Below are 19,409 nucleotides of genomic sequence, written 5' to 3'. Positions count from 1 at the left end.
AACAATCTGATTCAACAATTTACGCTGAATCAGGTTGCTTCCTTATCGTATCATTTTGAAACGAAAAAATAAGCTAACATACCTGCTAACTTATTTGCAAATAGCCGCGGCAGGATCTTTGGCGCAAAGATATGCCTTAAGAGCCTTAATTTCCTTGGCCTTCGCGGCGTTGTCTGCCTTTAATTTTTCGATTTCGGATTTATCAACCTTAGAAATGGTAATTGAAGCCAGTTGCCTATCCTGCTTCTCAAAACGTTCCATCACAAGACTGTAAAACTCTTTAATTGCTTGTATCAGTGGTGCCACAAGTACTGCGTAGTCTACTTTTTTATATCCACTCGATGAATCTGTAACTACAGCTGACGGAAAAACTTTTTCGACATCTTGAGCTATTACGCCAATATCGTGCCGCCCAAAAGCAACTGAGTTTTTATTCCAATCGAATTCTATGCCTTGCATTGATTTAATTTTCTCCAAAGCATACGAAATTGGTTTAACATTTTCTTTTAACCTGATGTCCGAAGAACAATTTGTACCACCAGCCCCATTACCCAGTATACAATCTGTCGAACCTTGCACGCGCACATTACCTACCACATGTAGTTTTTCAGAAGGAGCGTGCGTACCAATGCCTACATTTCCGGAAGGCGTTATAAAAAGCCTTGAAACGCTGTTAGTTACCAGAGCTAAGCTCGTTGTTGTCCCAATAGCACCATACTCCATTTGATCATAAGGACTAAAGTTATAGTAGTTAGCATAACCTTTTTGATTTGCAAAGTATGTTGCACCTGCAATGTCAAGCTTTGCCCCTGGATTTGTGGTGCCGATACCAACGTTACCACCACCATATTGTGCATTTAAAATAATATTTGCTCCTGATTCAGAACCATTTAGACCTTGAATATTTATACCATTAACACCAGCACCTGATTGAATAAATCCATACCTACTAAAACTTCCGCCAGCTACTGTCTGATGCATAAAGCTTAAATAAGGAGCCTCGTTGTTTGCTGGAGTAAATGCTTTTATGAAATTAGCTACACCACCGAATGCTGTATTCCGTACAACTTCAAGTGGAGCTCCAGGAGTGGCTGTCCCGATACCTAGATTACCGTTGGGTGTTAACCGCATGAGCTCACCAGTTGATTCATTCATCTGCGTTCCAATAGGTGATGAAGCAACATTGTGAAATGTAAAGCCTCTAATATAATTTATAGATAGCCACTTTGATCCATCGATTGAATTGGCACTAACCTGAACTGTGTTGTCACTGCCATTTGTTACTTTAATATTATTCCCAAGAATTGTTGTTGCACCACTGTCAGTCTCACCAAGCGACATATAGTCTTGAGAAATATTAAAACCTCTTTTGTCGTTGCCACCCATTTTAATATCACCTGAAACTTGTAATTTTGATGTAGGATTTGATACACCTATCCCCAAATTGCCTATCGTATCAATACGCACTAAATCTACAAAAGTTAACCCATCGCCACTTGGATTATTTTGAAACTGAAAACCCGCTGTCGTAAAATTATTTCTTATAAAACTTGGACCGCCTGATAGTGCAGGTAATAACTGTAACTGGCGACCATCTACTGGCTCACGTAAAGTTAAATTACCATCAACCTGCAATTTTGATGAGGGCGTCGTTGTTCCAATTCCCACTTTTCCTGACGAATCTACGCGCATTCTTTCTTGACCATTAGTACCTATTTTAACAGAATGAGATGCTATTGTTCCAATAGCGAACGCGCCGCTATCATTGTAAATAAAAGAATCGTCTACATCAGTAGAGTTAAATGCATCACCAATATTATTTGCAATACCCGACTTAATTGAGCCTGATAAACTGCTGCGCGATATTCTAAATCCAGCATCACTATCTGAATTAACATGAAGTTTAAAGTTTGGTGACACAACTCCTACTCCAACATTTCCCGATGAATCGATCGCTAGCCGATGAGCTGCAGATGCTGCATCGTAAATAGAAAACTTTCCCTGGCCCGCACCTGCTGCACCTCCTGTTGAAACTAAATCATATTGTCGACCGCCTGTACCGGCATTCGACAGAGTAAGCTGAACATTATCTTGCGTACCTCTTAACCGAAGCCCATCAAAGTTGGCTGTCATATTATCAACATCAAAACGCTTACCTGGCACCGTCGTACCTATCCCAACATTGCCTGAAGCAGTTAACGTCATCGCGACATTGCCGTTAGGTTGTAATCTTATACCGCTGCCTGGACCGTTTGAATCTAAGTAGGTCGTGCCTGATAAGCCCATAATAAGAAGTTGTCGCCCACCGCTTCTTAGCACAGAGTTGTTGGCCATATTGATATCGCCGCCCACATCTAATCGTGAAGTTGGCGAGCTGACACCGACTCCGACATTTCCGCCGCTAGGATTTAACAACAAATCAGTCGTGCCATTGATAATTGAAGTAACGATGTTACTCGTAGCCATCGTGCCGCTGACATTTAAATTTCCTGAAACACCGACGCCACCTTTGACAACGAGGGCCCCTGTGTTTGCATTTGTTGATGCTGTTGTTGCCGAAACAACAACACTTCCGGTCGTGTTGTTCGGCGAAAGTGTGATGTTACCTGCGCTATTTGAAATTGTATTGGCGTTATCAAAAGAGCCTGGGCTGGCAACCGTTGCGATAGATCGGCGCGTGTTGGTATCATCGGTGAGATAAAAGTTTACCCCATCATATTCGATGGCACCGGCTTGCGCCGATGATAACAATGTACCAGAATTTATTTTTAATGGAGCGATAGATGTTGAGCCAGATGCAATTTGTAATCTGGCCGATGGAGACGAAATTCCTACACCCAACTTGGCCAATAAATTTATGTCTCCGTAGACAGTGCCACCATCTCTTCTTAAAACCCACTGGTAAGGGGTCGAATTACGGCCGATGACACCGACAGTTTTAAGCCAGGTGCCCGGTGACATAGCCGAAAAGGTAAAACGTGCTCCGCGTAACCCACCGGCACTCATACTGAACTTTTTTAAAACATAGGCGGCAGTCGGGCCCTCGTAAGCGGTCTCCCAAGCCAGTGAACTGCTCATCACTTCTAATTTAACATTTCCTGTAGGGTTTGAGTGAAACGCCACAAATGGCCACATATTGTTATGCGAAGTATTTCCGATCGACACGCCTGTGACTTCGATGACCACATCAGCACCCGCATTGACATCGTATAAATTAACCCCGCCATCGTTGATGTTAAATAATTTTTGCGCATTAAAAACCGGCGTGGTGGTAACCGTTGCCCATTTATCAGCATACGCCAGCACGTTTTGATCAAAGCGAAAAATAACCGGGTTTTGGTTAACGTTACCGCCCGGTAGCACAACTGCCCCGTTTAACGAACCAGAAACAGTGGCCACACCAGAAAAGAAAGCCGTACCACTTACTGATAAATTGTGAGCTGGGTCACTTAGGCCAATTCCTACAAAACCCTGCTCGTAACTGATCGACGTACCATTAGAGACCCATTGCGAACTGACCACTGAGCCGCTTGCTACCGGTTCATAACCTAAAGTGGCCATGATGGCCGCACTGGTCGCCTGTTGTTTGTTATTAAATGTGTTCCAGTCAGCGGATGACAAATAGCCATCAGTGCCTGAGGTTGCCTGGCTGATTGAAATTGTTGGTGTTGTGCCACCGGTAGATGCTAATGGCGCTGTCGCACTGACACTGACGACAGATCCTGTGGATGGATTAATCCACGATAAATTGCCGGCGCCATCTGTCGACAGTACCTGCCCGGCAGTACCTGAGGTTGTTGGTAAATTTAAAACATAGCTGGCGTTTAAACTTGTCGGTGCCTGCAGTCGCACATTAAAACTCGTCGTTGGTTTATAAATATCGACGTAGTTGATCTTTGCCGCACTAGCGTACAGATCATTAAGTGTCGCATTACCAGAAATATCTCGTTTTACTAACGTACCAGCCGTAGCACTGGCCGTTGCCGCTGAGGTATCATCAACGCTGGCTGAAACCTGTGCGGCTGTTTTACCACCAACAGAGCTAACAATATTATTGCCCGGAGTTCCAGAAACATCGCCGGCTAAAGTGCTGCTGGCAATTTGCGAAGCCACCGTTGAACTGCTCACCGGTGTAAAACCCAAAGTATTAATAATTTGCGTCGCACTTGCAGAAAGCTTTGCTTTAAACTCGGCATAATCAAGCGAAGTCAAATACCCGTCTTGTGATAAAGTTGCAGCTTGAATACTAATTACCGGAGCCGATGCCGTACCACCTGTGACCAGCACAGAACCACTGGTAGTTACGCTTGAAATCCCCCCGCTGCCGGAAGCTGGAACATCAATACATGAAAACGTTGCATTGTTAAATTTAATGGCTTGGTTTACACCGCAGTTTAAACCCGCCAAAGTCGACACTTCAACAAAATCGGAATCCGCTTTGCCGTTAAGTGCTTTGGCATTGCTTGCCTGGTCTGCGTACATCGCATAAGGCACAGAGTTAATGGTCATGGCCGGCAGTGTTTGCCATCCGGTGCCATCATTAAACTGCATCACTATTTTACGGGTATCATTAGGGCCCGGATTATAGATACCAGGCGCCTGACAAGGCATTGAAGTAATTGAATTATCAAAAACTTTAGCAAATACAGCCGTAGTTCCACTGGCCGGAAAATCACGAACACCATTACCCAACGCAAAAGAAATCAAACCACCGGTTGAGCGCATATCCACAGCTGAATACAATTCTGAATAAAGAACACAAGCGCCTACTGTATCTAATACAGTAAATTTAAATGTTACATTGGCAGCTTCCAGCGGATAGCCATCGGGTTTTACGATCTTAGCTTGATAAGTTGTTTTTCCATTCGAGGCAAAGACAGAAAAAGAAAGTAGCAAAACTCCAAATAGCGCAAGCCATTTAGATCTCAGATATTTAAAAATGTAAACACGCCCCAGCACAGTGAGTTCCACAGCTAACTGATCGACATTTAGACGAAAAAGCTTAACTTTCAGGGGGGTATACTGTTCCAGCTTTTAACCTGAAACATAGGAGGGAATAGGGATGATCTCATAGTCTTATTTTGAGACAGCTACTTGCAAATCGGCGCCGCTGGGTCTTTTTGACAGAAATACACTTTAAACGCTTCAAATTCTTGGGCTTTCTTTTTAAGTTCGGCATTTTCAACCTCAAGCGATGCCAACCGACGCTCTTGTTCTGTCGAGCGTGACTCAAGGCGAATGATACGGCCGTAAAGAGTTTTAATAGCTTCTATGATAGGTGCCACAAGATGTGAATAATTCACTGACTTCATGCCGAATTGATCAGTCTCTACAAGTTCCGGATAAATTTTTTCTAACTGCTGGGCGATAAAACCAATTTGTTTTTTAGGTAGTGCCGCATCCTTCCAGTGGTAAGAAACACCATTTACCTGTAATAATTTTTCTAAGCTAAAATCTAGCGGCTTAATATCTTTTTTCAAGCGGATATCCGATGAATCCGTAATACCAAAACCTCTGATCGTTCCCGATACATCTAATTTGTAGGAAGGAGTTGTTGTGCCGATACCGACGTTGCCAGATCTGGTTTCAAACATTTGATAACCAGTTCTTTGAAATGATTGAAATACGGAAATGTCTGAACAATCAGCCGCTGGAACGATCGTAGGCATTGAACTGTTGATATTATTCCAAATAGAACCTCTGAAAGTAAATTGATGTGAAGATCCAGACACTTCACTAATCCGAAGCGCTAGATATTTGATTCCTCCATGTGTAACTGTGTAAATGTTAGGTTGTCCGGCAGCAGCACCAATTGGAAACATATTGATTGCAGATCTATCCCAAGCCGTTTGGGTTGTCAGATACCACTCTTGTGCACTATTAAATGTGCCTCCTGAACCTCTGTAAGCTGAAAGTACACCACTTAGACCCGCTGATTGCCAGCCAGTCACAGGTGTACCAGTATAGGCTGGCGTTAGAAGTACGTATTGATCAGGCTGTCCGCCTCCCACATCATTGCCATAGCCAATATGATAATAATTATAATAATGGCCAGATATCTGTTCATTAGGGCTTCCATGAGACTTGATCGGCCCAGCTACTTCTAATTTATAAATTGGCGAAGTAACTCCAATACCCACATTACCATTTCCCTTAATAATCATGCGTGTTGATAATAAAGTTGAACTGGCCACTGACTCGAATGATCCACTGATTGCATTTGGACTAGTAAAAGTATCAAAGACAATGTTTGAAGCAGCCATTCTAATTCGATCCGGACCTGATGAGTTATCAGAATCATTCCCTTTAAACAAAAACAGCTCTGAAGCTTCCCCCGGAGCATAGAAACGTTCACCGATATATGTATGGTTGTACAAGCCAGGCCCATCACCTGAAGTTCCTCTAAAGGCTATATAGTTGGAATCTGAATTACCAACTCGCATATTACCCGCGACATCTAGTCTTTCACCTGGCGCGGATGTTCCTATTCCGACGCTACCATCTGTTGCAATTGTTAAGCGTGCTGTGTTTGAAGTTGCGAGTTGTATTGGAGAACTTACAGAATTTAAAATAAAACTGTTTGCGCCAACATTTGCCATGGTTAAATTAAATGCTGAATTAGCGTTGCCGCTAAATCCTAAAAAACCGTGAATTAAATCGCCGTCTTGTTTGAAGTGAATAAACGGATTATCCCCTTCATTATTGTCATCGGTGTCTGCTTCTAGAATTAATTCCGCATCACCATTTACACCGGCATTTATTTCTAATATCGAAGTTGGCGTGCTAGTACCGATCCCCACATGGCCGTTAGTTCGATTCACCGTAAGAGCAGGCACACCTTCTACAGAGTTTTCGTGTCTTGCAAGATGAAATTGGTTTAACTGGGCATCATGATAAAGACTAAAGCCAAAACTGTCGCCGCCACCGCTGTCTTCCATTAAACGTACTGATGAATCTGCCGAACCCGAGGCTCCACCAAGTCTAAGTACGGAATGACCACCCGAACTATTAATATCTAACATATAGGCCGGAGCATTCGTACCAAGACCCATTCTTCCGCTTGGTAGTATTCGCAGTGATTCTACAAAATTACCTGAATTGCGATGACCCATGACAATGGTTCCGCCGGTTCCAGTATTATTAGAAATAGAACCAATGTAGGACTGATTAGTTACGCCCGCATCATTTCGCGTCGTGAGCTTTATCCCTGCATAGGATGAATCAAGCTGCGCATCATTACGAATATGCAGAACCGTTCCGCTCGGAGAACTGGTCGCTGCTGCTGTCGTATACGAAACCCCCACGTTTTGTGATAAGTGCAAACGACTATCTGGACTAGCTGTACCAATACCCACATACCCATCTGAAGTGATGCGCATCAGTTCTGGCGGCATGGTCGACAGTGCATGCGCAGCAAAGATAAGCCCGCCGCCCTCGGCGTGACGAATATCGGTTCGCGCTGTGGCTGAAGCATCTAAAAAAGTTAAACCTGGTTTTGAATTCGGTGTAGACACACTGACTGACCCGCGAAATACATTAGCCGCATCTTTAAGATACCAAGTTTGTATACCCCGATCAGTCAGCACTGTTCGCGAAACGAGGTCGGAATCAAGAGCGGTAAAAATATCACCGCCACCATCTTTGGTCGCAGCAAAAATAGTTAATTGATTTGCTACAGCTGCACCACTGACATTTAAATTTCCGGAAACACCAACGCCACCCTTAACAACTAAGGCCCCGGTACTCGCGTTAGAACTTGCCGTCGTCGCTGAGACTACAACACTTCCGGTGGTCGCATGCGGTAACAAAGTGATATTACCCGAGGTATTGGAAATGGTCTGCGTATTATCTAAAGTACCTTGACTTTGCACCATTGCAATCGAGCGGCGAACATTGGCATTATCGGTAAGATAAAAATACGATCCATCAAATTCAACAGCCCCAGGCTGCGGAGCTGCCAGTAACGAGCCCGAGGTAAATCGTAACGGAGCCACCGTCGTTGAGCCCGAAGTAATATGAATTTTCGCTAAAGGATTTTTAATTTCAATACCTAAGTTTTTGTTACTTTGTGTAAGCACGGTCGAGTGCAAAAACAACGCGGGAGCAACATCAGTTGCTGAAACAGCCGTTGAAATAAAGTTTGTCGCGGCATACCCATTTTGCTGCAGAAGAATATTAACACCAAGATTTGAAGCACCAGCCGTTCGGCGTAAGCGTAAGTAGGCCTTAGGGTCTGCAAACGTTCCCGGCATCACATCAAGATCGAAGTCATTACTACCATGAATTGACTGCGCCACCGGCAGCGCCGTAAACCAGGCTGTTGAAGCTTCATATCGAATAGGCAAAATATATTTCTTGATAATACTCCAACCAGGTCCGTCAGTTGAAACAGATAACTCTAAATTAAAAGTTCGGTTTGAATACTGCAAACTTCCGATTTCAACCGTATCACCGATGACCGCCGTCAGCGTTCGGCTTAAAGCATAGGTTTTAAAGTTATTGGCCAAAATATTACCGTTAACTTCAAGTTTTTCAGATGGCGATATGACACCGATCCCCACACTGCCGTCATCAAGAACTGTAAATCTTGACGATCCACTATTGCTAGCAAAATTAACTAACCGTGTAGCACTAGTTGTTCCGTTACCGACAATCGACAATTTTGCAGATGGTGTACTGGTACCTATACCCACATTGCCACCATCTGATAACGTCATCCATCTTGAAACCGTAGGGCTACTTACGAAAAAATCAGAACTATACTCAAAATACATATTAGCATTTTCAGCGCGTATACGAACGTCACTTACACCGCCACTTAAATCTTTAAAGCTCAGCGTCGGTTGATAGTTAGCAATTAGAATTCCATCGTCATCGTCTTCCAAATCGGGTGATTGCCCAGCTTGTACGGTTAGCGGTGCGACCGGGACAGATGCTCCTATCCCAACATTTCCACCGCTTGGATTTAACAATAAATTCATATTGCCCTGAATTACGTTGGTTGAAACACCACTTGTTGCCGTAATGGATGTGGCTTGCATATTTGAAGATGTTACAATTGTGCCGCTGGTATTGATGTTACCGCCCACACCTAAACCACCTGATACAACAAGCGCACCGGTTGTACTATTTGTTGATGATGTGTTGTTCGCTACATTTAACTGGCCTGTGTAAGTCTGATTTCCCGAAAACGATTGGCTCCCGCTCACACTTGCCAAAGCTCGCCGCGTATTGGTGCTATCAGTATAATATAAATACGTGCCATCGTACTCTATTGCGCCGTTAGAAGCGCTAGAAAGTAATGCACCACTAGTCAGCTTAAGCGGAGCTGTCGTTGAGGTTCCTGAGGTAAGATGAAGTTTAGCTGTTGGTGCTGTTACGCCTACACCGACATTGGAATCTCCATTTTTTGCTTTTAAAATAATATGCCCCGAACCGTACTGCGCATTCGGTTCGAGATAGTAGTTGTAACCAGAAACATAAAACGCGCCTCGATCACCAGCTCCGCGAAAACGAATACCCGTCTGATGATTGTTGTTTGATGAAATACGTAAGTAAGAATCGGTATCGTTGTGTACTTCAACCACTGCCGGAAGTGTTTGGCTGATCGTATTATCTCTGATTGGCAAGCCATTACCGAGAAAGAGTTCGCCTGTACCCATGGCAAGAAGTTGCGGGTAATTACCGGCATTATTTACTACTAAGCTGGCTAAAGTGACCGCATCACCATCGGTAAAACTGCGGGCAATGCGACCAAACTGGGCGCGCTGCAAACCATCGAATGAATTTCCCGTGCGGCTACTGTATTTGACAGCTTCTATAGAACCTGAAACGCTTCGTAAAATCAAAATACCTTGCTGTGGAAACCCCGTGGCATCGTTAACTGTAAGCACGGTCGCACTGACATCAAAACTTCCGACCACACTCACTTGGCTGACTGATTGATTTAGCTTTACAGACAAATTACCACTTACCTGCAAACTTGACTCAGGTGCTGCTGTCCCAATTCCCACATTGCCGTTGAGATAGCTAATGGCATTGCCAGAACTTATCCACTGCGAACTAACAACCGACCCACTGGCCGCAGGCTCATAACCAAGCGTTGCTATAATAGCTGCGCTGGTTGCTTGCTGTTTATTATTAAAAGTGTTCCAGTCAGCTGATGATAAATAACCATCGGTACTAGAGGTTGCCTGCGTGATTGAAATGAGAGGTGTTGCTCCGCCGGTTGACGCCAGCGGCGCTGTGGCACTTACACTGACCACTGAACCAGTTGACGGATTGATCCATGATAGGTTGCCGGCTCCATCTGTTGCCAGCACCTGACCAACTGTTCCTGATGTGGTTGGTAAATTTAAGATATAATTTGCCGTTAGCGCTGTGGGCGCTTGCAAGCGAATGTTAAAACTGGTGTTCGGCTTGTAAAGATCAACATAACTTATTTTAGCCGCATTTGCATAAAGATCATTAACAGTGATGTTGGCTAATGCATCTCTTTTTACAATCGTATCTGCCGTAGCACTTGATGTTGCAGCTAAGGTAGTATCAACACTGGCAGCAATCTGTGCTGCGCTCTTTCCGCCCACGCTCGCGACAGTGGTGCTGCCCGGGTTTCCGGTGACATCGCCAGATAATGTCGAACTTGCGATCTGTAAAGCCACCGCTGCGCTGGTGACTTTCGCTTTAAACTCAGCATAATCAAGTGAAGTTAAATACCCGTCTTGCGACATTGTTGCAGCCGTAATACTAATGACCGGCGCCGATGCTGTTCCGCCAATCGCTAGCACCGATCCCGAAGCTGTAACACTGGTGATGCCACCGCCGCCGCCAGAGCCTACCGCTATACAGCTAAAGCTTACGCCGTTAAATTTGATCGCTTCGTTGGCCTGACAGTTTAAACTTGCAAGACTAGAGTACTCAACAAAGTCAGTATCAGCTTTGTTATTTAACTTTAAAGAGTTTTCGGATTTACCCGCATACATCGCATACGGCACAGCATTGATCGTCATCGCGGGCAAGGTCTGCCAACCGCCGCCATCGTTAAACTGCATGACAATCGTACGGCCATGCTCAGGCTGGGGGGTATAAATACCAGGCGACTTACACGGCATTGAAAAAATAGAATTATCGAAAACATTTGCAAAAATGGCTGTCGTTCCACTTACCGGAAAATCACGAACACCATTACCTAATGCAAAAGAAATAAGGCCACCAGTTGACCTCATGTCAACGGCAGCATAATTTTCAGAATATAGAATACAGGAAGCAGCAGGGTCTAGAATTGTAAACTTAAAGTTCACATTTGCGGCTTCTAGAGGATAGCCATCGGGCTTAACTATTTTAGCCTGATAGGTTGTACGGCTAGAAATGGCGTAAGCCTGGCTGTTAGCGCCTAATATTACTGCCAAAAAAAGCAGGATTAAACCTGCATAAATACGCCGAAGCCCCATCCATAAGCTGATCGGTAGTTATACAAAATACTTAAATTAATGACAGCTCAAGTGTTTCAAATTTGAGACTGGATCACCTGTGCCATCTTGAGACAAATCAGCTTAAGCTGATTGGCATTGGCATTCATGTTCAGTGGCTAGTTCCAAATTTTAATCTGAATCATTTTCTAAGCTGTGTGCCTTTAGTAAACTTTTATCTGACCCGAATAATTAGTTACATTCTTATAGCCTACGGCCAACGTACGCTCACACACTATGGGCTAACTCTTAAAAAAGTTAGCCTATTTTTTTGCCTTCGCTAAGCTTCTCAAAAACTGTCACTTCCGCAAACTGTAATACAGTCATACACGCCGAGGACGATTGTAGCTCAAGGAAACTTGGCACAAATGTAGCTAATTAGTTCAATATGCAAAAAGTAAATTTTAAACCTAAAACTAACATGTTTCTTTTTATCACTACCTTGTTGCTGGCCTACGCCCAAGCAAATGCAGCGACGACCTATGCGGGACAAATCACCGACGCTGTTGGTTTAAATCACACTCTTAACGGTCGAAGCTGTACAATTCAAGTAAACAACATCAACGAAAAACATATTGAAGGCACTTTGATTGTCGGTCAGTCTGATTCAGAAAAAGCCGCTGCGGCTCTCAATTTTAATCTCGATTCAAAAAAGCTCTACCCACTGGATAAAGTTTTTGGGTACGACTATGGACGACAAGAGTTTCGCGTTTCTAAAGATTTTCGCTATACATTAGTTAAAAAACTAAAAGTCGGCAAAGATAGTTTAAAATATACTCAAGAGTACATCGTCAAAAGTGAAGACCTGATTCAAACAAACGGAGAATACGGCAAGTTTACCTGCGAGGCAAAAATACGCTAATTCAAAAAACTATCACCATGAATGCGGCACAATAACTAGATCTTTAGTGTTGTAACCGATTTTATCAAGTTGCTCGATAGCTTTTTTAACCACCGACTCCTGATTCTTCCAATCACGGGCCATAATCCACAAGTATTTCTGATCCGGCACACCGATGGCCGTCCAACCGTAATCTTCATCTAAGGCAACTATCAGGTAATTAAACTTCAGTGGCCAAAACGGGCTTACTTTCCAGTGCGCGTTGGTCTCGGTGTTATAGATCCAGCCTTTTTGCGGGATTGATTTGCGTTCTCCGGTTAAACTTCCTTTATTATAGGTAAAGCCAATATCTATGCGCTGTTCTTTTTCGTTCCACGTGTAAGACTCTAAACCGTTATGAACATCGACTTCAAAAGGCGTAAACCGACCGGCTAGAACGTACCAATCTCCCATAAAACGTTTGATATCGACGCTACTTACTGTTTTCATTCTTGTCTTCGATGCGCAAGACGTTAACAGCAACGACAAAAGAAGAACTGACAGTCTTTTCATAAAACTCACCTTCTGAATTTTTTAGACACGACATAATAAAATACTCTGGGAAAATACTTTACAAGAAACAGTCCAATAGCGCTAACTCCCGTTGGCCAAAGGTATTTTTGCCCCGACTCAATCGCATCGCAAACACGTTCAGCATATACTTCTGCTGGCATTGAGTCTTTCGGAGTTTCTAAGTTTTTCGAATATTTAATGTCAATTTCATCAAACATCCGGGTTTTTACGCCCGGAGTAATCAGCGCAAGTGTATTGACATGCGTGCCTTGAAGCTCGTTCTGCAGACAATTATTAAATGCAAGCACCGCCGCTTTAGTCGCCGAATAGGTCGTGGCCGCCGGAAAATGCATGAGCGCAGAAACGCTCGAGTGATTTACAATTAGGCCTTTTTTCTGCTGAATCATCTTAGGCACGATCGCTTTTGTCAGCTGAATCAGCGACAACACATTCACCTGAAATACCTGGTAGATTTCGTCGTCACTTTGCTCTTCGATAAGACCACCGGTCAGCACACCTGCATTATTAAATAAGATATCGACTCGCTGCTGACTTAACTTTTCAAGTAACTGTTCTACTCCGGATCGGCTTGCCAAATCTGCAACGATTGTCTGCACACTCGAAGCTCCGGCATCAAGAAGATTCTTTTCCAATTGCTGGTCGCTGTTTCTAATGACCAGAATCAAATGTGCTCCCCGAGAAGCGGCACAGAGTGCCACAGCTCTTCCGATTCCTCTATTTGCACCAGTTATTAGAAAAAAATTACCTTTGATATTCATTATTTAAAATTCATAAAACGATCGAGAGCTTCTTTTAGTTCGCGACGATGAATAAGTTCGTTAGGTTGCTTGAGGTATCTGTAGGTGGCATCTTCTAGGGCCAGCATTTTTTCGTAGGCCTTTAACTCGAGAGCATTTTTATTTTCGTATCGTTCAAGTGAAAATTTAGCCAGCCAAAAAAGCTCATGAAATAAAATTATTTTTTGATCAAAATAACTTAGCTTTAAAAATTCCGGATAAAGGAATGTCTTTTTTTTATCTGGATCGGTAAAAGCAAAAACCACAATCTGATTTTTATCATAACGGGTTAATTGCGAATAAAGTCTTTTATGCTTTAATGCTTGCGTCTTAAAATAGGCATTGTTTGCGTTGAATGCGTTTAAAACCAGATATCTGCCGGAAGATTTATTGCATAAATTGGTTCGCAACAGACTTAAATATTTCGCGGGTAGAAAGCCATACATGCTATCTATATCTCTTCTGATTGAATCAAAGATTTCAGAAGTGCAATTCTCAAGCTGGTCTTTCATAACAAATGAAGGCTGATACTCCGCTGAAAGATAAGCAACCGAACTAAAAGTTGCGTAATGATCCGGGGCCAACAGTACGCCGCCGCCCCCGTTTCCCACTTTATTGTGGGCCAAAGAGGTGTGTGGAATGAAAAGTGCCGCAACGAGAAGAATAAAACTAGAACCTAAATACCTAAAGTTAATTTTCATGAAAAATCAGCCTTCTCTGGATTGTTTGATCTTTGTCAGAGGGTAAAAATAAATCGACATTCTATAGACCTCATCTGAATGGCCATCCTCTAAAAGAGTTGCCACTTGATCCTGAAACTTTCTTATCATATTTTTTAACTTAGGAATATTTTTAACGTTAACCGCATAAGTGCAAGATGTAAAGTCCCTGTGTTCTAAGGGAAGATCTTGCCTAATGGCTTTATCGATTAAATTTAAATCCTTTAAATGCGACTCTTTAACGGCCGCGGAAATAATATTGTCCGGTGCTTTTACACCTTCATTTTTAAGAACAATATCACCTTTATTTTCGATTGAGATTAGATTCAAGTGCAGCAGGCGTTCAACCGTCTCTTGGGCCTGTTGTTTAGTTATGCCTAACCGCTGAGCGATCCAGGTCACATCACTTTTGAAATCGATAGTCTCAACAAGCGAAAGCAATGCAAAATTATGCCAACCAGCTATCACCTTAAATTGGTCTTCTTCCAGGCGGTACAGGTTTTTATCCCGTCTTTTTTTTCGGATACCCAGGTCATGCAGTCGTTTGCTTTGCTCTAAAAACTCAGGATTTCGGCGCCCGAGCAGCTTATAAAGGCTAATTATCAAACGTGAACTTGGCTTTCGCTTGCCATTAATCACTTCGCTGAGCTCACCCTGACTTACATCGAGCTTTTTAGCAAAAGACCTCATAGAAAACCCCGGGGATTTTTGCTGAATCCGTCTAAGTTCTTCGACGAGCAATTCTCTCACTTTTTGAACTATTTGGTTCTTGTCTTGTGCCATTATTTTCATCTCAGCATAAAATATTAGAATATTTAAACTCAATCAAAGTCAGCGATTTGTAACAGTACCTTATAGTGATCCAAATTAAATTATGGATCACTTCCCGATATGGGCCTTTAAAAACCCGATGCCTTTTTCTTCTGATTTCTCAGGAAAGTAATAAAGACTGATATGGCCACGGTTTTCAACGCGGTAAACTTCATGTTGAACCCGGAACTTTTTTAATTTCTCTTCAAAAACCACGGCCTCATTAAAAGTAACTAAAGCATCGTCCACCGCGTGATAAACAAAGGTCGGAGGCGTAGCTTCTGAGACAAAACTTACGGGTGACGCCGCAACCCAGGCCTGCGGATCTTCAGTATATTTTTTACCAATCAACGGAATAATCAGCGGCGACTCAGGAAAATTCGGCAAGTAAGCCGGCATTCCACCTACCACTATTGCGCCAAATTTGATACCAAGCTCTTTCTGGTTAGCGAGTAAAAACGCCAGATGCGCGCCGGCAGAATAACCCCAGACCGCAATTTTTTGGCCATTAAGATTATATTTTTCTGCGTTTTTTAAAATCCATGGAATCGCGGCTTTGACGTCGTTAAGCTGCACCGGAAAGCGGTGCTCAGGCGCAAAGCGATAAGTAATGTTTAGTGCCGCAAAGCCATTTTCCGTGAGCACTTCGCATACACCTTGCATATCACCCGAGCGGTTTCGCCAACCGCCACCATGAATCACCACCACTAAGGGGATAGGCTCTGACGACTTAACTGTGGGTAAATACAGATCCGCCTTTAAGGTGTGTTGGTCTGTAGTCACGTATTCAACCGGAACAGATTTGCTGGCACAAGAAAAAAGTCCAGACAGAAAAAACGGAACCAAAAGTTTACTTTTTAAGTTCATAGTATATATCTCCGTCGAAAGGTTCTAAACGGCCGTTTTTAGCAATGCGCACAGGGGTGCGCCCGCGGTAACGGCGTAGCATTCCCGTATCGGGATCAACTTCTAAGTAAAGTGAATCAACAAACAGTGAAAGCAGACTGCTCAGTTCCATCTTAAGCGGGATTAGCTGCTGTTCGCCGGCAAATTGCTTTTCTGTTTTTTTTACATCAAAGGAAATCGCTTTTTGTAATTCAAAAATGCCAAAATCAAACTTAACCTTTTTTGCAGACTGAAGATTATCTAGATTTTTTAACAGTAAAACCTCAAGACTTGGACCGGTATAAAACTGCGCGCCGATTTTCACGGTTTTCGTTTCTAGAAGTTTTGGCTTTTCAGGTATTTGAGTTGAAAACGTTTCAAAAGTGGCTTTGTTATTTTCTACTTTTAAGACGTACTTCTCTTTAATCTGCAGCTGCTCCATAACCTGTGACACCACTAAGCCGTTTTTAATTTCGGCGGTTTCGCGCATAAGCTCCTGTCCTTGGTCATCCCAGATAGTCGATACACTGCTTCGGTTAACGGGGTCAGTTATCGTTACTTTAGTCTCTTGCTTAAACAGGTATTTTTCAGTTTTTTTACCTACTTCATAAAAAAGTCCGATGCGCACCTGTGTTTCGCCACGGGCAAAAAAACCTGCACAGATTATAAAAATAAAAAATAGCTTTTTCATTCGCGCTACCTCTTCGGAAACCAAGGCACAAACACCGATGTTCGTCTTTGGTACTCACGGTAAGCTTCTCCCCGACTTTTTAGTGACTGCGCCTCTGAAGGCGGAACACCGGTGACTTTAACCAGCAGCAGTAGAATTGTTAGCGGCGCATAGACCGCCCACCATAACCCTGGCGTGGCCACGGTAAAAATAAAATAGCCCCACCAGATTACACTTTCGAAAAAATAATTCGGATGGCGGGAGTAATTCCATAAGCCCACGTTACAGACCTTGCCCTTGTTTTCAGGCTTTGAACGAAAGGCCTGCATCTGATAGTCGGCTAAAGATTCTCCGAGTACACCCACGATAAAGACAGCAAAACCAGTCCATTCAAGATAACTTAATTCTGAGGTCGTATTCTTAAAAACAAAAATAAATGGCAATGTCAGCACCGAAACACTGATCGCCTGATAAAAATAGAACAATAAAAATCTAAGTTTATAATTATGGCCGTAATCGCCGCGCAGTTTTATATAACGGGTATCTTCAGCGGGATGGTGTGAGGCAATGCGCTTAGCCAGAAAAAGACCTAACCGCCCCCCCCAGAAGGCAAGCATGATAAGCAATAAGGTTTTTCGCTGGCCAAAACCTTCGCCGAACAGATTAAATACTGCGCCCTGTACGACAAAGCAAAAGGCCCAAACCGCGTCAATTATACTGAAGTTTTCAATTTTAACAGCATAAAGCCATGTTAAAAACATGATCATTGCGGTAACTGCAAAAGCACTTAAAAATATCTGAAAGGTTAGCATCTATTTTTCCTTTAAATTTTTGAGCCGCATTATCAGCGGTAAAAATAGTTTTTGTAAAATCACAACCAGGATCAAGCTTATCGCAAGCCACAGAATAACAGCATACAAACCGACTAGAGCATAGGTTTTGACAAACCCGACCCAGTCGTTTGCAAACGCACTGACGATGAGATCAGGTCTTACTGGAACATTTCCCACGTCGGTGATCATACTGATCACTTTGATATAAACAGGAATTAAAATAATCTGCACCGGATACATCAGGTAATTCGCCGTCTGCGTGACAATATGATTTAGCTTAAAAATCACTCCGGCAATTGCCGCCAAACCCGTTGTAAAGCCTATCAACGGAAAACATCCAAGCAAAATACCCACAGACAAACTCTGGGCCAGTTTTTCCGGCGTGGCCCCTTGGGTGAGCTGATCTTTAAGCGTATTTTTAATTCTTTTAAACATTTTTTGAAATTAAAAATTTTTCTGTTGTGAAGCCTTCTTTCAGGCGGCGAATTTCTTTAAGTGCATATGCGGCCATGGCAAAATTTCCGAGCAGCATAATTGCAATAAACCAAACCACTCGTTTACCGGCACTTTCCTCTTTATAACAGACCCACAAAAAAAACGTTAAAAATCCGAAATAGGCATCAAACAAGGTTGCCACCACCCAGGGTTCATTAACAAGTCTCAGGGTAGCTGAGATGACATTTTCAAAGCCGCTGGCCCAAGTTGTCACAGCAAACATGGCCAAGATAACAGTCACAAAAAAAAGAATCAGATTTCGTTTCATATCTATTTCCTACCTCTTCAGTAAATAATGCGTAACTGCCCACTCTTCACCTTTGTTGAACCCAAAAAGTTCTGAGCAGGCCATATAAAACACCCGCCAGCGGTTTACCCAGATTTCAACATTATCCGCACCATAAGCCTTTTGAAAAAGCAGACGCACTTTTTCTTCGTTCTGATCCATCTTGTCTAACCAGGCTTCGAGAGTTTTCTGGTAGTGTGTGCCGTTCCAGTCCCATTTAGCTTCAACCTTGAGATCGCGGTTAAACTGTTCAAATAAATCACGCGCCGGCATCTGGCCACCTGAGAAAAAGTATTTTCCCATCCAGTTATCTTCGCCTTCGGTCTCAAAAAAATAAGGCGTGGTTTTATGGGTAAAAATATGCACAAACATTTTTGCATCACTGGCCATTACACCGGCCACAAGTGAAAAAAACTTTTCGTAGTTTCTTATATGCTCCATCATTTCAATACTCATGACACGGTCAAATTTTTCCGGACCGAAATCGTAGTTTTCTTCTTTACCAAGGTCGCGGGTCAATACACGCAGATTTGTAAATCCGCGTTTATGCGCCTGAGTTTCAATAAACTGTCTTTGCGTAGCGGAGTTTGAAACCACTGTCACTTCAGAGCGCGGAAAACGGCGCGCCAGTTCTAATGATAGCGACCCCCAGCCGCATCCCAGTTCTAAAATGCGCATGCCATCCTGGATTTCTGCACGCGCGATAGAGATATCTAAGGCGTTTTGTTCAGCCTGTTCGAGTTCTACGGTATTTTCATCCCAAAAACAGGCACTGTATTTTTTATGTTTACCCAAACAAAGCTCGTAAAATTCGGTCGGCACTTCATAGTGTTGTTCGTTAGCCTGTTTGGTCATGATCGCCAGCGGCGACTGTCGTAAAAGATTTGCATGCGCTTTGATAAATTCACCGTTGGCGCTGACTTCCTGCAGACGCATATCATGCAGGCGCTGCTTTAACAACCGACGGATTCCGAAGCGGATCAACGGATCTGGAACCAATCCCTGTTCCATGCCGCGCACAAATAATTTAACCACTGGTTCTAGCTGCATAAT

General features: G+C 43.2%; 13 protein-coding genes. 1 reads left to right on the top strand and 12 read right to left on the bottom strand.

Features of this window, described 5'->3' with window-relative positions:
* Positions 1-90 precede the first annotated feature (90 nt).
* Together AC04MM_RS12660 and AC04MM_RS12655 are read right to left on the bottom strand one after the other, a co-directional pair.
* A complete protein-coding gene (locus AC04MM_RS12660) occupies positions 91-4,896 on the bottom strand; it encodes a tail fiber domain-containing protein (RefSeq protein WP_475380733.1) in 4,806 nt (1,601 codons plus the stop codon).
* 194 nt (positions 4,897-5,090) lie between these two features.
* A complete protein-coding gene (locus tag AC04MM_RS12655; protein ID WP_475380732.1) occupies positions 5,091-11,408 on the bottom strand; it encodes a tail fiber domain-containing protein in 6,318 nt (2,105 codons plus the stop codon).
* 448 nt (positions 11,409-11,856) lie between these two features.
* Between AC04MM_RS12655 and AC04MM_RS12650 the strand changes: the two genes are divergently transcribed.
* On the top strand, positions 11,857-12,330 hold the full coding sequence (locus AC04MM_RS12650) for a hypothetical protein (protein ID WP_475380731.1): 474 nt from the start codon (positions 11,857-11,859) through the stop codon (positions 12,328-12,330).
* Positions 12,331-12,342: 12 nt separating this feature from the next.
* Here AC04MM_RS12650 and AC04MM_RS12645 read toward each other — a convergent pair whose 3' ends face one another.
* The 10 genes from AC04MM_RS12645 to AC04MM_RS12600 all read right to left on the bottom strand — a co-directional run bounded on the left by AC04MM_RS12645 (position 12,343) and on the right by AC04MM_RS12600 (position 19,406).
* Entirely contained in the window at positions 12,343-12,798 is a 456-nt protein-coding gene (locus AC04MM_RS12645; protein ID WP_475380730.1) for a lipocalin family protein, read from the bottom strand.
* A 68-nt stretch (positions 12,799-12,866) separates the two neighbouring features.
* The gene (locus AC04MM_RS12640) at positions 12,867-13,640 is read right to left on the bottom strand and encodes an SDR family NAD(P)-dependent oxidoreductase (RefSeq protein WP_475380729.1); all 774 of its coding nucleotides are present in this window, start codon (positions 13,638-13,640) and stop codon (positions 12,867-12,869) included.
* Complete coding sequence (locus AC04MM_RS12635; protein WP_475380728.1) at positions 13,640-14,359, bottom strand: hypothetical protein; 720 nt, start codon at positions 14,357-14,359, stop codon at positions 13,640-13,642. Before AC04MM_RS12635 ends, AC04MM_RS12640 begins: the two co-directional genes overlap by 1 nt.
* A gap of 6 nt (positions 14,360-14,365) precedes the next feature.
* The gene (locus tag AC04MM_RS12630) at positions 14,366-15,202 is read right to left on the bottom strand and encodes a TIGR02147 family protein (RefSeq protein WP_475380727.1); all 837 of its coding nucleotides are present in this window, start codon (positions 15,200-15,202) and stop codon (positions 14,366-14,368) included.
* Positions 15,203-15,256: 54 nt separating this feature from the next.
* A complete protein-coding gene (locus AC04MM_RS12625) occupies positions 15,257-16,054 on the bottom strand; it encodes an alpha/beta hydrolase fold domain-containing protein (protein WP_475380726.1) in 798 nt (265 codons plus the stop codon).
* On the bottom strand, positions 16,038-16,763 hold the full coding sequence (locus tag AC04MM_RS12620) for a hypothetical protein (protein WP_475380725.1): 726 nt from the start codon (positions 16,761-16,763) through the stop codon (positions 16,038-16,040). Before AC04MM_RS12620 ends, AC04MM_RS12625 begins: the two co-directional genes overlap by 17 nt.
* A 5-nt stretch (positions 16,764-16,768) precedes the next feature.
* Positions 16,769-17,554, bottom strand: a complete 786-nt coding sequence (locus tag AC04MM_RS12615; protein WP_475380724.1) for a DUF1295 domain-containing protein — start codon at positions 17,552-17,554, stop codon at positions 16,769-16,771.
* Complete coding sequence (locus AC04MM_RS12610) at positions 17,555-18,010, bottom strand: DUF2062 domain-containing protein (protein ID WP_475380723.1); 456 nt, start codon at positions 18,008-18,010, stop codon at positions 17,555-17,557.
* Positions 18,003-18,338 carry a DUF1475 family protein gene (locus AC04MM_RS12605; RefSeq protein ID WP_475380722.1) on the bottom strand — a complete coding sequence of 112 codons (336 nt, stop codon included), beginning with the start codon at positions 18,336-18,338 and terminating at the stop codon, positions 18,003-18,005. The genes AC04MM_RS12610 and AC04MM_RS12605 overlap by 8 nt, the downstream gene beginning before the upstream one ends.
* A 9-nt stretch (positions 18,339-18,347) precedes the next feature.
* Positions 18,348-19,406: an SAM-dependent methyltransferase gene (locus AC04MM_RS12600; protein WP_475380721.1), complete on the bottom strand. Its 1,059-nt coding sequence runs from the start codon at positions 19,404-19,406 to the stop codon at positions 18,348-18,350.
* Positions 19,407-19,409 lie beyond the last annotated feature (3 nt).

The sequence above is a fragment of the Bdellovibrio sp. SBM16 genome (genome assembly GCF_056175625.1).
This window is presented reverse-complemented; position numbering and strand designations above follow the sequence as displayed.

Coding starts and splice junctions, on each gene's coding strand:
- AC04MM_RS12650 (WP_475380731.1), top strand. CDS start 11,857: ATGCAAAAAGTAAATTTTAAACCTAAAACTAACATGTTTCTTTTTATC.
- AC04MM_RS12645 (WP_475380730.1), bottom strand. CDS start 12,798: ATGAAAACAGTAAGTAGCGTCGATATCAAACGTTTTATGGGAGATTGG.
- AC04MM_RS12640 (WP_475380729.1), bottom strand. CDS start 13,640: ATGAATATCAAAGGTAATTTTTTTCTAATAACTGGTGCAAATAGAGGA.
- AC04MM_RS12635 (WP_475380728.1), bottom strand. CDS start 14,359: ATGAAAATTAACTTTAGGTATTTAGGTTCTAGTTTTATTCTTCTCGTT.
- AC04MM_RS12625 (WP_475380726.1), bottom strand. CDS start 16,054: ATGAACTTAAAAAGTAAACTTTTGGTTCCGTTTTTTCTGTCTGGACTT.
- AC04MM_RS12620 (WP_475380725.1), bottom strand. CDS start 16,763: ATGAAAAAGCTATTTTTTATTTTTATAATCTGTGCAGGTTTTTTTGCC.
- AC04MM_RS12615 (WP_475380724.1), bottom strand. CDS start 17,554: ATGCTAACCTTTCAGATATTTTTAAGTGCTTTTGCAGTTACCGCAATG.
- AC04MM_RS12610 (WP_475380723.1), bottom strand. CDS start 18,010: ATGTTTAAAAGAATTAAAAATACGCTTAAAGATCAGCTCACCCAAGGG.
- AC04MM_RS12605 (WP_475380722.1), bottom strand. CDS start 18,338: ATGAAACGAAATCTGATTCTTTTTTTTGTGACTGTTATCTTGGCCATG.
- AC04MM_RS12600 (WP_475380721.1), bottom strand. CDS start 19,406: ATGCAGCTAGAACCAGTGGTTAAATTATTTGTGCGCGGCATGGAACAG.